This window comes from Rhodococcoides kroppenstedtii (assembly GCF_900111805.1).
GTDB lineage: Bacteria > Actinomycetota > Actinomycetes > Mycobacteriales > Mycobacteriaceae > Rhodococcoides > Rhodococcoides kroppenstedtii.
The window spans coordinates 49,251-64,512 of record NZ_FOJN01000003.1 but is presented as its reverse complement, the minus strand read 5'-3'; the positions used below and the strand labels follow the sequence as shown (position 1 = coordinate 64,512).

The window sequence follows — 15,262 nt, the reverse complement described above, 5'->3', positions numbered from 1 at the left end:
TCTCGGTAGGCTGACTCGCCGACCCGACCAGGAGCGAAGTCAGCACCGTACCGATCTCGTCGACAAGCAGGAGGTAGTACCAGCGTGGCACTCGTCGTCCAGAAGTACGGGGGGTCCTCGGTGGCCACCGCCGAGCGCATTCGGCGCGTGGCGGAGCGGATCGTCGAGACCAAGCGCCGCGGCGACGACGTCGTCGTGGTCGTCTCCGCGATGGGCGACACCACCGACGAGTTGCTCGATCTCGCCCAGCAGGTCAGCCCGGCCCCGCCCGCCCGCGAGATGGACATGCTGCTCACCTCCGGCGAGCGCATCTCCAACGCGCTGGTCGCGATGGCCATCCACTCGCTCGGCGCGGAGGCGCGGTCCTTCACCGGGTCGCAGGCCGGCGTCGTCACCACCGGCGTCCACGGCAACGCCAAGATCATCGACGTCACCCCCGGCCGGGTGCGGGACGCCCTCGACGAGGGGTCGATCGTGCTGGTCGCCGGCTTCCAGGGCGTGAGCCAGGACAGCAAGGACGTCACCACCCTCGGTCGCGGCGGGTCGGACACCACCGCCGTCGCCCTCGCGGCCGCGTTGAACGCCGACGTCTGCGAGATCTACACCGACGTCGACGGCATCTTCACCGCCGATCCGCGCATCGTTCCGGACGCCCGTCATCTCGAGAAGGTCTCCTTCGAGGAGATGCTCGAGATGGCCGCGTGCGGCGCCAAGGTGCTCATGCTCCGGTGCGTCGAATACGCCCGCCGGTACGACGTTCCGGTGCACGTCCGCTCGTCGTACACCACCAAGCCAGGGACCATCGTGTCCGGATCCATGGAGGACATCCCAGTGGAAGAAGCCATCCTCACCGGCGTCGCGCACGATCGCAGCGAGGCCAAGGTGACCGTGGTCGGCCTGCCCGACGAGCCCGGCTACGCGGCCAAGATCTTCCGCGCCGTCGCCGACGCCGAGATCAACATCGACATGGTCCTGCAGAACATCTCGAAGGTGGAGACCGGCAAGACCGACATCACCTTCACGTTGCCGAAGACCGACGGCCCCACGGCCGTCACCAAGCTGACGGCGATGCAGGAAGAGATCGGGTTCTCGAAGGTCCTCTACGACGACCACATCGGCAAGGTCTCCCTGATCGGTGCGGGCATGAAGTCCCACCCCGGCGTCACGGCCACGTTCTGCGAGGCGCTCGCCGAGGCCGGCATCAACATCGATCTCATCAGCACCTCGGAGATCCGAATCTCGGTGCTCACCAAGGACTCCGAGCTCGACGACGCCGTGCGCGTGCTGCACGCGGCGTTCGGACTGGGCGGCGACGAGCTCGCCGTGGTCCACGGCGGAACAGGACGGTAGGACCATGAGCGGACTGAACATCGGCGTCGTCGGCGCCACCGGGCAGGTCGGTGCGGTCATGCGTACGCTCCTCGCGGAGCGGAAGTTCCCCGCCGCGTCGGTGCGTTTCTTCGCGTCCGCCCGGTCGGCCGGGAAGACGCTGCCCTGGGGCGACGGCGAGATCGTGGTCGAGGACGCGTCCACCGCGGATCCGACGGGTCTGGACGTCGCCCTGTTCTCGGCGGGCGCCACCATGTCCCGCGAGCAGGCTCCGCGGTTCGCCGCGGCAGGCGTTACCGTGATCGACAACTCGTCGGCATGGCGCAAGGACCCCGACGTGCCGCTGGTGGTCAGCGAGGTCAATCCGGAGGCCGTCCGGAACCTGCCGAAGGGCATCATCGCCAACCCCAACTGCACCACCATGGCCGCGATGCCGGTGCTCAAGGTGCTGCACGACGAGGCCGGCCTCCAGCGTCTGATCGTCTCCAGCTACCAGGCCGTGTCCGGCAGCGGTCTCGCCGGAGTCGAGGAACTGGCCACCCAGGCCCGCGCCGTCGTCGCCGACGCGGAGAAGCTGGTGCACGACGGCAGCGCACTCACCTACCCCGATCCGCAGGTCTACACCGCCCCGATCGCGTTCAACGTGCTGCCGCTCGCCGGCAAGCTGGTCGACGACGGAAGCGGCGAGACCGACGAGGATCAGAAGTTGCGCAACGAGTCCCGGAAGATCCTGGGTCTGCCGGACCTGCTCGTCAGCGGCACCTGCGTGCGGGTGCCCGTCTTCACCGGGCACTCGTTGTCGATCAACGCCGAGTTCGCCTCGCCACTGTCGGTCGAGCGGGCGACGGAGCTGCTGTCGTCGGCACCGGGTGTGCGGGTCACCGACGTTCCCACGCCGCTGGCGGCGGCAGGCATCGACGAGTCGCTCGTCGGTCGCATCCGGCAGGACCCGGGTGTGCCGGACGGACGCGGCCTGGCGCTCTTCGTCTCCGGCGACAATCTGCGGAAAGGCGCCGCGCTCAACACGATTCAGATCGCGGAACTGCTCGCGACCTGACGACGCGGCTCAGTTCTGCGAGATCGAATCCTCCGACGGGATGTACCCGCCGAGTATGGGACTCCAGGACCACAACCGGCCGCCCATGCGGTAGCGCCCGTGTCGAGAGTCGGTGTCCAGAGCCGTGGCTTCGCCGCTGACGACGGCCGACAGCATGAGGTTCTCGCCGAGCACGGCGACGACGTCCGCGTCGGCGACGTCGTCGCCGGTGTAGTCCCCCGCGTAGTCCGCGTCGATCGCCACGGGCTCGATTTCGATCGGCTCCATCGACTCGGCTGCGCCGTCCGGTGCGTGGAGGAACCCCGAGGTGTGCGTGCAGCCCTCGGCGCGACAGCGATCGAAATCGGTGAGGCGGTGCAGCCGGTCGATCAGGGCCCACAATCCGTCGGAGTGCCAGTCGGCCAGGCGTCGCATCGCGGCGTCGTCCTGCTGTCCGGGCACGTCGACAGCGGCGTGAGCGGCCCGCCACCAGGCGAACAATGCGGTGAACTCCTCGACCACCGGGCCGTGGCGGTACCAGCACCGGGGAACGGTTTCGGTGAGTTCGTACCGATCACGCAACCACCAGACCCAGTCCACCAGGTCGTCCCACAGGCGGGCGGCGTCGTGTCGGTCCAGCGACCGCCAGGCGTAACGCGCCCCGGCGGGGTCGGGCGGGGGGACCGACGGGTCGTTCGGGGGTAGAGCAGGCATCGGCGTCCTCGGATCGCCCCGAAGGGTGAGGGCGAATCGTGATCGGCGGGGCACGTGCGCGGACGACGCGGGTTCGATCGTCACGAGCGAGGGTGGCCCGTCCGGATCGCCGCCGCGAGGCGGGCCCGGCGCGGGCGTCGGATCGACACTAGGACGCCCTTGGGAATGGGCGCAAGTGTCCGTCCTCCCGTGATTCGGGGGTCCGATCGGGACGATCGGCAGGTGCGCAGGCCGGGTCGGTCAGTATGCCGCTTTGGGGATCGCGATCCAGAGCAGGAGGTACACCACGAACTGCGGTCCGGGCAGAATGCACGAGAGCACGAAGAGCAGCCGAACCAGATTGGGGCTCAGCCCGAACCGCTCGGCCAGTCCGCCGCAGACGCCCGCGACGACCTTGCTGCGACGGGAACGGGTGAGGCGACGTGCGGGCGTGGTCATGGCGAGTCCTCCGGGTCGGGCGATCGGTCATCGAGACAACGCGCCCGGTCGGGCACGGGTTCCCCGGCGGCCGGCCGGGGTCGGCCTCCTCGGCGCGACCGGGTCGGTCACCTCGGCAGGCCCGACGCGGCGATTTCGTTCGACGTTCGCCGCACGGCCCGTCGCCGTACACCGGTTCTCGGACCCCGCCTGCCGATACTCCCGCCATGCGCATCGTGCAGGTGGCCAATTTCTACGGCCCGCGATCGGGCGGGCTCCGGACCGCCGTCGACCAGCTCGGCGCGGGCTACGTCGCCCGCGGCCACCGGGTGACACTGATCGTGCCGGGGACGTCGTACGCCGAGTGGACGACGGCCCACGGGGTGCGACGGATCGAGGTCCCGTCGTCGGGACTGCCGTTCACCGGGGGCTATCGCGCCGCGCGCCCCGGACCCACGGCCGAGGTCGTCGACGAGATCGGCGCGGACGTGCTGGAGGTGTCGGACCGGCTGACGCTGCGCGGGCTCGGCGCGTGGGCGCGCGAGCGGGGCGTGGGGAGCGTGATGATCAGTCACGAGCGGCTGGACCGGTTGCTCGGTCAGGTACTGCCCGGCTCCGCGGCGCGGCGGCTGGCGGACCTGGCCAACCGTCGGAGCGCGGCCGGTCACGACGCGGTGGTGTGCACCACCGAGTTCGCGCAACAGGAGTTCGACCGCATCGACGTCGACGCCCGGCGGGTGGCGCTGGGCGTCGATCTCGACCTGTTCCATCCGCGACGGCGTCGTCGGAACGAAGGTCGCCTCGTCCGCCTGGTGCACTGCGGGCGGCTGTCGGTGGAGAAACACGCGGAACGCAGTATCGAGGCCCTGGCCCACCTGCGACGGACGGGCGTCGACGCGGAGCTGACCGTGGTCGGTGACGGACCGCGTCGGGCGGCGTTGGAGCGTCGAGCGGCCGGATTGCCGGTGCAGTTCACCGGTTTCGTGGATGATCGGATCCGGGTGGCGCGCCTGCTCGCAGGTGCGGACGTCGCCTTGGCGCCCGGTCCCCACGAGACCTTCGGGCTCGCCGCGCTCGAGGCCCTCGCGTCGGGCACGCCGGCCGTGGTCTCGGCGACGTCGGCCTCCGCCGAGATCGTCACCCCGGCGTGCGGCGCGGCCGTGGCGAACACGGGGCGTGACTTCGCCGACGGCATCGCGGAGGCGCTGGCACTGCCGGGCGGCGGCCGGCACACCGCCCGTGCCCGCGCGGAGGAGTTCGCGTGGCCTGTCGCCGTCGACGCGATGCTGGGCATCCTGGCCGACGCGGCGCGTCGAGCAACTTAAAGTCAGTCTGGACTGTTTGTAAGTTTGTCGCTATCGTCGTCGATGTGAGCGACACCACTACGGTCCCGGCGCGGCGCACCCAGGCAGAGCGCACGGCGTCGACCCGCGCGCGGTTGCTCGACGCCGCGATCGACGTGTTGGTCGACCTCGGCTACGCCCGGACGTCGACCCAGGAGATCGCCCGTCGCGCCGGCGTCTCGCGCGGAGCGCAGCTGCACCATTTCCCCACTCGCGAGGCCCTGGTGGTCGCCGCCGTCGAGCACCTCGTCGACCGTCGGCTCGCGGAGTTCCTGACGGTCGATCGGGACGCGGCCGGGCTCGAGCTGTTGCTCGAGGCGTTCTCGGGGCCGCTGTTCCACGCGGCTCTCGAGCTGTGGGTGGCCGCCCGGACGGATTCGTCGCTGCACGCGGCCGTACTGCCGCTCGAACGCAAGGTCACCGAGGCGCTCGAACTCGGTGGACGTGAGATCTACGGCGACCGGATGAGTCCCGCCGCCTTCGAACTGAGCATCGAACTGGCCAGGGGCATGGCGGTGTCCGCCATCCTGCGCTCACCCGGAGAGGAGAAGGACATGCGGGCACGACTGCTGCCGGTGTGGGAGAAGGCGGTGACGGAGGCATGACCACCTCACTCGATCCGTCGACGCGAGAGTTGCCCGCGCACACCGACATTCTCGTCGTCGGGTCCGGGTTTGCCGGGATGGGCGTCGTCGCCCGCGTCCTGCGGCAGAACCCGGCCGCGGACATCACCGTGATCGAACGGGCCCACGACGTCGGGGGCACGTGGCGGGACAACACCTATCCCGGTGTCGCCTGCGACGTCCCGACGTCCCTCTACTCGTTCTCGTTCGCCCCGTACGCCGACTGGAAGCACACCTTCGCGCGGGGACCGGAGATCCACGAGTACCTGCGCGGGGTGGCCGACCGACACGGCATTCGCGAGCGGCTGATCACCGGGTGCGCCCTGGTGGAGGCGCGCTGGGACGACGATCGCTGCCGATGGCAGGTGACCACCGAGAAGGGCGAGTGCACGGCGCGCGTCCTCGTCGCCGCGACGGGCACCCTCTCGACCCCCAAGCTGCCCGCGGTCCCGGGTCTGGACACGTTCCAGGGAGAGACCTTCCACTCCGCCACCTGGGATCACGACGTGCAACTCGCCGGCAAGCGGGTCGCCGTCGTCGGGACGGGGGCCTCGGCCATCCAGTTCGTGCCGGAGATCGCGCCGATCGCCGACCGCACCGTCGTGTTCCAGCGCACCCCGGCGTGGGTGGTCCCGCGCGCGGACCGCACCAGGGGACCGTTGGAGCGCGCTCTGTACCGCCGCGCGCCCTGGACGCTCAAGGCGCAGCGCGGCGCCATCTACGCCTACCGCGAGATGTACGTGGAGATGATGGCCCGTCGCCCGAAGCTGCTCGGCGCAGCGCATCTGGTGGCCACGGCCTTCCTCCGTCGCAAGGTGCGGGATCGGACGCTGCGTGAGCGCATCGTGCCGTCGTACACCATCGGCTGCAAGCGCATGTTGCTCTCCAACGACTGGTACGACACGCTGCAGCGTCCCGACGTCGAGTTGGTCGATTCCGGGTTGACGGCGGTGACGCCCACGGGCGTCGTCGACCGCGACGGTCGCGAGCGCGAGGTCGACGTCATCGTCTTCGGAACCGGGTTCACCCCGACGGAACCCCCTGTGGCGCACCTGATCCGCGACGGGGAGGGTGTCACGCTCGCCGAGCGGTGGCAGGGCAGCCCGCGGGCGTACCGCGGCACCACCGTCGCCGGTTTCCCCAATCTGTTCATGATGTACGGGCCCAACACGAACCTCGGGCACAGCTCGATCGTCTACATGCTCGAATCGCAGTCGGCCTATCTCGAATCCGCGTTGCGGGAGATGTCCGACGCCGGCGTCGACGCGGTGGACGTGCGTCCGGACGCGATGGACGCCTGGAACGCCGGCCTCGACCGCGATCTCGCCGGCACGGTGTGGAACACGGGCGGGTGCTCGAGTTGGTATCTCGATGCCAGCGGCCGCAATTCGGCGATGTGGCCGACGTTCACCTGGCTCTTCCGTCGGGCCACCAAGAACTTCGATCGAGAGAACTACCGGACGCTGCGTCCGGTGGCTGCGACGCAGGACGACCGCGCGACCGAGAAGGTGGAGGCATGAAGGACACGTACGACGTCATCGTGATCGGGTCCGGCTTCGGCGGCAGCGTCGCGGCGTTGCGCGCCACCGAGAAGGGCTACCGAGTGGGCGTCCTCGAATCGGGTCGACGGTTCGAGGATCACGAACTGCCCAAGACCAGCTGGCGATTGCGAAAGTACCTGTGGGCGCCGCTGATCGGGTGCTACGGGCTGCAGCGGATCCACCTGCTGCCGAACGTCCTCGTCATGGCCGGTGCGGGTGTCGGTGGTGGGTCGCTGAACTACGCGAACACCCTGTACCAGCCGCCGACCCCCTTCTTCCGGGATCCGCAGTGGGGTGACATCACCGACTGGGAGAAGGAGATGGCGCCGTACTACGACCAGGCCAAGCGCATGCTCGGCGTCGAGGACAATCCCACCATCACCCCCGCCGACAAGATCATGCGCGACATCGCCGAGGAGATGGGCGTCGGCGACACCTTCGGCACGACGCCCGTCGGCGTGTTCTTCGGTGCGCCGGGACAGAAGGGCAAGGACGTTCCCGATCCCTACTTCGGGGGCGTCGGTCCCACCCGAACCGGCTGCACCGAATGCGGGTCCTGCATGACCGGCTGCCGGGTGGGCGCGAAGAACACGCTGGTCAAGAACTACCTGCACCTGGCCGAACGTGCCGGGGCGACCGTGCATCCGCTCACCACGGTGACCTCGGTGCGCCCTCGGTCCGGCGGTGGGTACGAGGTACGCGTGCGCCGCACGGGCGCGAAGCTGCGCCGCAGCGAGACCGTGATGACCGCCTCTCAGGTGGTGTTCGCGGCCGGCACCTACGGCACCCAGAAGCTCATGCTCGCCATGAAGGAGAGCGGTGAGCTGCCCCGCCTGTCGGACAAACTCGGCTCGGTGGTGCGCACCAACTCCGAGGCGGTGCTCGCGGCCACCGCCCGCGACCGCCAGATCGACTTCACCGAGGGCGTGGCCATCACGTCGTCGTTCCACCCGAACGACCACACGCACATCGAGCCGGTGCGATACGGCAAGGGCAGCAACGCCATCGGGCTCCTGCAGACCGTGCTCAGCGACGGTGGCGGTCGACTGCCCCGGCCGCTGAAGACCCTGGGCGTCGCCGTGCGGCATCCGGCTGCGACGCTGCGGAGCCTGTCGGTGCGCAACTGGTCGGAGCGCACGGTCATCGCGTTGGTCATGCAGACGGACGACAACTCGCTCGAACTGGGGTCGAAGAAGGGCCGATTCGGTCGGCGCCTCACCTCGCGGCCCGGCGGTGGCACCCCGCCGCCCAAATGGATCCCGGAGGGTCACGTCGCCATTCGCAAGGCGGCGGACAAGATCGGCGGCGATCCCGGCGGGTCCTTCGCCGACGTCTTCGACATTCCGATGACCGCCCACTTCCTCGGTGGCTGTGTCATCGGGGCCACGCCCGAGCGCGGCGTCATCGATCCCTACCACCGGGTGTACGGGTACGAGGGGTTGCACGTGGTGGACGGCTCCGCGGTCAGCGCCAACCTCGGCGTCAACCCATCGCTCACCATCACCGCCCAGGCCGAGCGCGCTCTGGCGTTGTGGCCGAACAAGGGCGAGGAGGACCGTCGTCCGCCGATGCAGGGCGACTACGTGTCCCTGCCGCCGCAGACGCCGGCCGCACCGGTGGTGCCGGCGCACGCACCGGGCGCTCTCCGGTTACCGCTGACGGTGGTCGGCCAGGATCGCTGACGCTGCCCGGTCCTCACTCGGCCCCAGCCCGGTCCGGACGATGTTCGGACCGGGTCACGGTTGCGTGAGCGGGGGAGCGGGTAGCCGTTCCGATGACGCGGCTGCCCCCGCGTCCCCCGATCAGCAGGAGGCAGTGGATCCATGACGACGCCCAAGCCCACCACCAACAACGCGGGAGTTCCCGTCCCGAGCGATGAGCACTCGCTGACCGCCGGTGCGCAGGGGCCGATTCTCCTGCACGATCACTACCTCATCGAAAAGATGGCGCAGTTCAACCGGGAGCGGGTGCCGGAGCGCGTGGTGCATGCCAAGGGATCGGGTGCCTTCGGCACGTTCGAGGTCACCGGCGACATCTCGAAGTACACGCGCGCTGCGGTGTTCCAGCCCGGCGCCACCACCGAGGTCCTCGCGCGCTTCTCCACCGTCGCCGGTGAGCAGGGCAGCCCGGACACCTGGCGTGACCCGCGCGGTTTCGCGCTGAAGTTCTACACCACCGAGGGCAACTGGGACATGGTCGGCAACAACACGCCGGTCTTCTTCGTGCGCGATCCCCTCAAGTTCCAGGACTTCATCCGCAGCCAGAAGCGCATGCCGGATTCAGGCCTGCGGGACAACAACATGCAGTGGGACTTCTGGACGCTCTCGCCCGAGTCGGCGCACCAGGTCACGTGGCTCATGGGCGACCGTGGCATCCCGAAGTCGTTCCGCCACATGGACGGCTTCGGTTCGCACACCTACCAGTTCATCGCGGCGGACGGCACCAAGTCGTGGGTGAAGTTCCACTTCAAGACCGATCAGGGCATCGAATACCTGACGCAGGACAAGGCCGACGAACTCGCCGGCACGTCGCCCGATCACCACCGTCAGGATCTGTTCGGATCCATCCGCAACGGCGATTTCCCGAGCTGGACCGTGAAGGTGCAGATCATGCCGTACGACGAGGCGGAGAACTACCGCTTCAACCCGTTCGACCTGACCAAGGTGTGGTCGCAGAAGGACTACCCGCTGATCGAGGTCGGCCGGATGACGCTGAACCGCAATCCCGAAAACTTCCACGCCCAGATCGAGCAGAGCTCCTTCGAGCCGTCCAACCTGGTGCCCGGCATCGGCGCGAGCCCGGACAAGATGCTGCTCGGCCGCATCTTCAGCTACGCGGACGCGCATCGCTACCGCATCGGCACCAACTACGCGCAGCTGCCGGTGAACCGCGCCAAGGCGGAAATCAACTCCTACTCGAAGGAGGGCGCGATGAACATCCACTACAACTCGGCGGACACGCCGGTGTACGCGCCCAACTCGTACGGCGGTCCCGCTGCCGACAGCAACCGCTACGGCGACGACGGCGCATGGGATTTCGAGCCGCGGTTCGTTCGAACCGGCTACGTCCAGCACCCCGAGGACGGCGACTTCGTCCAGGCCGGGCAGTTGGTGCGGGAGGTCATGGACGACGACGCCCGTGACCGGCTGGTCGACAACATCGTCGGCCACGCCCTCAACGGCGTGACCGAGCCGGTGCTGCTGCGCGTGTTCGAGTACTGGCGGAACGTCGACCCCGAGATCGGCAAGAAGGTCGAGGAGGGTGTGCGCGCCGGGCAGGGCGAGACCGCTCCCACCACCGGAGCCGGTGCCGTCGACGACCCAGCGGACGAGGCTGCTCGGGTCTGATCGCAGGTCCCCGCACCCCACCCCGGTCCGCCGGGGTGGGGTGTACCTATGTGTGATGTAAATCACGTTTAGGGCGGGCGTGTCCAGTATCCTGTCGCGTCGGCTCTTCGTGGCGGCGTAACAGCCACCTGCCATGGCTTCCGGCGGGTGACCGGTTCGTCAGTCCGATGTCATTGACCACCGCAGACGGAGTGGTGTGCGCCGCGGCCGACGGCGGAGGACTGAGCTGCGACGACGGCACCATGATCTCGACCGATGCGGTGACTCCGAGTGCGGTCGCTGCCACGACGGTGCAGGGAGTGTGGACACCCCGCACGACCGACGGCGCGCCGGTCAGGGTGGTGTCGGCGGTCCGCGGCTGACGTTGCTCCGGTTCCCGCAGGTTGCTTCTGTTGTAACCGGAGCAGGTTGCGGAAAGGGAAGCAGGTTCGCAGTGGCGGCTGCACCTGCTCAGGTTCCCGCCAAGTGCGCGGGTTGCAACCGGTGAGGTTGGCTGCAACCTGCGCAGGTGCACCCGCCCCCACCGAAAACCCCGAGCCGAACCCCCCGACCGTTTGTGGAAATGGACCGCCGGGTAGCCGACCGGGGTGACCATGTCCCCCGCCGTGCTCTTCGACATCGACGGCACCCTCGTCGACTCGAACTACGCCCATGTCCACGCCTGGACCCGCGCTTTCCGTGAGGCGGGGATTCCGGTGGCGGCGTGGCGGACGCATCGGTCGATCGGCATGGACGGCGGCAAGCTCCTCGAGTCGCTCACCGGTGACGCCGAGGAGGAGCGAGCGCAGCACGCGAAGGAACTCCACACGCAGTACTACGAGGAACTCGCTCCGATGCTCGAGCCGCTGCCCGGAACGCGCGAGCTTCTCGCCGAAATCGAGCGACGCGGCCTGCAGGTGGTGCTTGCGACGTCGGCGCCGGAGAACGAATTGTCCATCCTCCGTGACGTTCTGGGTGTCGACGACATCGTCTCGGAGTCCACGTCGTCGCAGGACGTCGAGACGGCCAAGCCCGAGCCGCCCATCGTCGACATCGCGCTCGAGCGTGCGGGTGTGCCGGCGGATCGCGCCGTGTTCGTCGGAGACAGCGTGTGGGACGTCGAGGCGTCGAGGTCGGCGAAGGTCGACTGCATCGGGGTGCGCAGCGGCGGCATCTCGGCCGCAGAACTGCGGGACGCCGGGGCGATCGAGGTGTACGACGACCCCGCGGATCTTCGGTCCTCGCTGGACGATTCGGCGATCGCACGGTTGCTCGACCGACGATGAGGCAGGACGGCTACACCGGGATCGAGAACTACGCGGCGATCGGCGACGGTCGGACTGTGGCTCTCATCGCCACGGACGGGCGGATCGACTGGCTTCCCGTCCCCAACCTCGACACCCGGCCGGTCTTCGCGGCCTTGCTCGATGCGGACGAGGGCGGCTACATCGCGCTGCATCCGGTGGGTGAGTACACCACCGAGCGCTCCTACTACGACGGCACCAACGTCCTCATCACCACGTTCACCACCGAGACGGGCGTGGCACGGATGACGGACTCCCTCAACACCGGTGTCGCGGGACGTCTTCCGTGGACCGAGCTCGCCCGTCGGGTGGAGGGCGTGTCGGGCACCGTCGACATGGAGTGGGCCGTCGTCCCCGGAACCTGCTTGGGCAACGCCTCGCCGTGGGCGTACGACACCGTGCACGGCACGGTCCTGCGGGTCGACGGCATCACTCTCGGTGTCCGCACCCTGAACGCGGACGACGTCGACAAGGACACCCGGTCCATCCGTGGGCGGTTCACCACGACGACCGGTTCGCGGTCGACCGTCGCCGTCGTCGGAACCGAGGTCGAACCGCTGTACCTGCCCACCCCGGAGGAAGTCGACGCCGGCATCGACCGCACCGTGCGCAACTGGCAGCACTGGTCGGAGGAGTTCCGGTACGACGGGCCGTGGAAGGAGGCGGTGCACCGCAGTGCGCTGGCTCTGAAACTGTTGCTGTACAGCCCCTCCGGGGCAATCGCTGCTGCCGCGACCACCTCGCTCCCGGAGCGGTGGGCGGGTGCGAAGAACTGGGACTACCGCTACGCGTGGGTGCGCGACGCCGCCTACACCATCAAGGCGATGATCCGTTTCGGTCTGCGGGAGGAGGTGCACGCGGCCGTCGCCTGGCTGCTGCGCATCATCCGCCGCAACGACAAGCTCACCCAGGTCTTCTACACGCTGAACGGTGAAATCCCTGGCGGCAGTTCGTATCCCGATGTTCCGGGGTGGCGTGGAATCGGCCCGGTGATCGCCGGCAACGACGCGGCGACCCAGCTGCAGCAGGGCATTTTCGGCGATCTGTTCGACATCGTCTCCCTGTACGTCGACGCCGGCAACATCCTCGACGCGCCGACCGGTCGACTGCTCGCCGCCATCGCGGACACGACGTGCGACATCTGGCGCAGCAAGGACGCCGGACTGTGGGAGCTTCCGGACGAACAGCACTACACGTCGTCGAAAATGGGCTGCTGGCACGCCCTCGACCGAGCCGTCCACCTGTCCGAGCAGGGCATGATCCCGGGCATCGCGGACCGCTGGGTCACCGAACGCGACCGCATCGCCGAGTGGATTCGCGATCACTGCTGGTCCGAGGACAAACAGGCCTACGTCTGGTACCCCGGCACCGATCAGCTGGACGCGTCGGTCCTACTGCACGCCGGCAGCCCGTGCACCGACGACGCACGCATGTCGTCGACCATCGACGCCCTCCGCTCCGAACTCGGTGCGGGTGATCACCTGTACCGCTATTCGGGGATGCAGACCGTCGAGGGCACCTTCGTGGCCTGTTCGTTCTGGGTGGTGAACGCTCTGGCGCACATCGGCCGCGAGGACGAGGCGTCGGATCTCATGGATCGCCTGGTCGCCAGCGCCAACGACGTCGGGCTGTGGGCGGAGATGGTGGATCCGCACCGCACTCCGGACCGCGGCACCACCACGCACCTCGGCAACTTCCCGCAGGGCCTGAGCCATCTGGCCCTCATCAATTCCGCGCTGACCCTCGCTCGCGGCCACGACCACACCGCCTGACCCACAACGAAACTGGAGCGCACTCATGGATCTCGGAATCAAGGGCCGCACGGCCGTCGTCACGGGTGCCGACTCGGGCATCGGCTGGTGCACCGCACAGATGCTGCTCGACGAGGGCGTCCGCGTCGTCGTCAGCGACAAGGACGAGGAGAAGCTGACCGAATCGGCCGGCAAGCTGACCGGACCGGACGGCGCCGTCACCGCGATCGCGGCGGATGTGACCGATTCGGAGTCGGTCGCGAACCTGCATCGGCGCGCCGTCGAGGCCCTCGGCTCCGTCGACATCCTCGTGCAGAGCGCCGGCGTCACCGGTGCGCAGGGACTGTTCCACGAGATCGACGACGACGGGTGGGCATCGACCGTCGAGATCGATCTGCTCGGACCGGTGCGGCTGATCCGCGCGTTCCTCCCGGAACTCCGCCAGGGCGGATGGGGTCGCATCGTCCTGCTGGCCTCCGAGGACGCCGAGCAGCCCTACATCGACGAATTGCCGTACTGCGCAGCCAAAGCCGGCATCCTCTCGCTCACCAAGGGGTTATCCAAGACCTACGCGTCGGAGGGTGTCCTGGTGAACGCCGTGTCACCGGCCTTCATTCACACGCCGATGACCGACGCCATGATGGACAAGCGTGCCGACGAGCGTGGCACCGATCGTGACGAGGCAATCGAGAGCTTCCTGAAGGAAGAACGTCCGTTCATGGAACTCGGTCGACGGGGTACCCCGGAGGAAGTGGCGGCCGTGGTGACGTTCCTGTGCTCCGAGCGCGCCGCCTTCGTCAACGGCAGCAACTACCGCGTCGACTCGGGATCCGTCGCCACCATCTAGGTCCCGAACACTCGACGCACGAACGGACAACACATGACACGCTTCGGATACACCCTCATGACCGAGCAGAGCGGGCCCAAGCAGCTCGTCGACTACGCGGAAAAGGCCGAGAACGTCGGGTTCGACTTCGAGGTCTCGAGCGATCACTACTCGCCGTGGTTGTCGGCGCAGGGCCACGCGTCCTACGCCTGGACGATGCTGGGCGCGGTCGCGCAGGTGACCTCGCGGGTCGAGCTCTACACGTACGTGACCTGCCCGATCATCCGCTATCACCCCGCCGTCGTCGCGCAGAAGGCCGCCACCCTCCAGATCCTCGCGGACGGACGCTTCACCCTGGGTCTCGGCAGCGGTGAGAACCTCAACGAGCACGTGGTCGGCCAGGGCTGGCCGTCGGTGGACAAGCGGCAGGACATGTTCGAGGAAGCCGTCAAGATCATCCGACAGCTGCAGTCCGGCGAGCTGATCACGTGGGAGGGCGAGCACTACCGCGTCGATTCGGCGCGGCTGTGGGACACCCCCGACACCCCGCTCGAGATCGGCGTCGCGGTCAGCGGCGAGAAGTCCATCGAGCGGTTCGCCCCGCTGGCCGACCACATGATCTCCACCGAGCCCAAGCCCGAGCTGATCGAGGGCTGGGACAAGGCGCGGCACGTCGGCACCGGCCTCGCACAGAAGTCGAAGAAGATCGGCCAGATCCCGATCTGCTGGGGTCCGGACGAGCAGGCGGCGATCACGCTGGCGCACGAGCAGTTTCGGTGGTTCGCGGGCGGGTGGGCCGTCAATGCCGACCTGCCCACCACGGCGGGCTTCGCCGGGGCCACGCAGTTCGTGCGGCCCGAAGATGTCGCGGAGACCATCGCGTGCGGACCGGACCTCGACGCGATCGTCGAGAAGGTGAAGCCCTACTGGGAGGCCGGGTTCACGGACATCGCGCTGGTGCAGGTGGGGGACGAGACGCAGGAGCGTTTCCTGGCCGAGGCGGCGGGTCCGCTGCTGGAGAAGTTGCGGGCAGCGTCGTCCTGACCGGCGCC

The 15,262-nt window shown here is 68.7% G+C and carries 14 protein-coding genes; 12 read left to right on the top strand and 2 right to left on the bottom strand.

Features of this window, described 5'->3' with window-relative positions:
• The first annotated feature begins 84 nt into the window (after window positions 1-84).
• Both BMZ18_RS04460 and BMZ18_RS04455 read left to right on the top strand, forming a co-directional pair.
• Window positions 85-1,350: an aspartate kinase gene (locus BMZ18_RS04460; RefSeq protein WP_068104052.1), complete on the top strand. Its 1,266-nt coding sequence runs from the start codon at window positions 85-87 to the stop codon at window positions 1,348-1,350.
• Window positions 1,351-1,354: 4 nt separating this feature from the next.
• Window positions 1,355-2,386 (top strand): aspartate-semialdehyde dehydrogenase, encoded by a 1,032-nt coding sequence (locus BMZ18_RS04455; RefSeq protein WP_068364272.1) that lies wholly within the window; start codon window positions 1,355-1,357, stop codon window positions 2,384-2,386.
• A gap of 9 nt (window positions 2,387-2,395) precedes the next feature.
• Here BMZ18_RS04455 and BMZ18_RS19615 read toward each other — a convergent pair whose 3' ends face one another.
• Both BMZ18_RS19615 and BMZ18_RS04445 read right to left on the bottom strand, forming a co-directional pair.
• Window positions 2,396-3,079, bottom strand: coding sequence for a hypothetical protein (locus BMZ18_RS19615; protein ID WP_156511632.1), 684 nt, complete (start codon window positions 3,077-3,079; stop codon window positions 2,396-2,398).
• A gap of 240 nt (window positions 3,080-3,319) precedes the next feature.
• Window positions 3,320-3,517, bottom strand: coding sequence for a PspC domain-containing protein (locus BMZ18_RS04445; RefSeq protein WP_068104045.1), 198 nt, complete (start codon window positions 3,515-3,517; stop codon window positions 3,320-3,322).
• A gap of 206 nt (window positions 3,518-3,723) precedes the next feature.
• On the opposite strand from BMZ18_RS04445, the gene BMZ18_RS04440 reads away from it, so the two are divergent.
• From BMZ18_RS04440 to BMZ18_RS04400, 10 genes are all read left to right on the top strand, one after another.
• Entirely contained in the window at window positions 3,724-4,821 is a 1,098-nt protein-coding gene (locus BMZ18_RS04440) for a glycosyltransferase (protein WP_068364278.1), read from the top strand.
• 44 nt (window positions 4,822-4,865) lie between these two features.
• Complete coding sequence (locus BMZ18_RS04435; RefSeq protein WP_068364281.1) at window positions 4,866-5,444, top strand: TetR/AcrR family transcriptional regulator; 579 nt, start codon at window positions 4,866-4,868, stop codon at window positions 5,442-5,444.
• Complete coding sequence (locus tag BMZ18_RS04430) at window positions 5,441-6,982, top strand: flavin-containing monooxygenase (RefSeq protein ID WP_068104039.1); 1,542 nt, start codon at window positions 5,441-5,443, stop codon at window positions 6,980-6,982. Before BMZ18_RS04435 ends, BMZ18_RS04430 begins: the two co-directional genes overlap by 4 nt.
• A complete protein-coding gene (locus tag BMZ18_RS04425; protein WP_068364284.1) occupies window positions 6,979-8,685 on the top strand; it encodes a GMC oxidoreductase in 1,707 nt (568 codons plus the stop codon). Before BMZ18_RS04430 ends, BMZ18_RS04425 begins: the two co-directional genes overlap by 4 nt.
• A gap of 141 nt (window positions 8,686-8,826) precedes the next feature.
• Window positions 8,827-10,350, top strand: a complete 1,524-nt coding sequence (locus tag BMZ18_RS04420) for a catalase (RefSeq protein ID WP_068364287.1) — start codon at window positions 8,827-8,829, stop codon at window positions 10,348-10,350.
• 173 nt (window positions 10,351-10,523) lie between these two features.
• Window positions 10,524-10,712 (top strand): hypothetical protein, encoded by a 189-nt coding sequence (locus BMZ18_RS19315; protein ID WP_139203841.1) that lies wholly within the window; start codon window positions 10,524-10,526, stop codon window positions 10,710-10,712.
• Window positions 10,713-10,943: 231 nt separating this feature from the next.
• Window positions 10,944-11,615, top strand: coding sequence for an HAD family hydrolase (locus BMZ18_RS04415; protein WP_068366616.1), 672 nt, complete (start codon window positions 10,944-10,946; stop codon window positions 11,613-11,615).
• Window positions 11,612-13,405: a glycoside hydrolase family 15 protein gene (locus tag BMZ18_RS04410; protein ID WP_068366606.1), complete on the top strand. Its 1,794-nt coding sequence runs from the start codon at window positions 11,612-11,614 to the stop codon at window positions 13,403-13,405. The genes BMZ18_RS04415 and BMZ18_RS04410 overlap by 4 nt, the downstream gene beginning before the upstream one ends.
• A gap of 25 nt (window positions 13,406-13,430) precedes the next feature.
• Window positions 13,431-14,231, top strand: coding sequence for an SDR family NAD(P)-dependent oxidoreductase (locus BMZ18_RS04405; protein ID WP_068366610.1), 801 nt, complete (start codon window positions 13,431-13,433; stop codon window positions 14,229-14,231).
• A 33-nt stretch (window positions 14,232-14,264) separates the two neighbouring features.
• A complete protein-coding gene (locus BMZ18_RS04400; RefSeq protein ID WP_068366613.1) occupies window positions 14,265-15,254 on the top strand; it encodes an LLM class F420-dependent oxidoreductase in 990 nt (329 codons plus the stop codon).
• The last annotated feature ends 8 nt before the right edge of the window (window positions 15,255-15,262 follow it).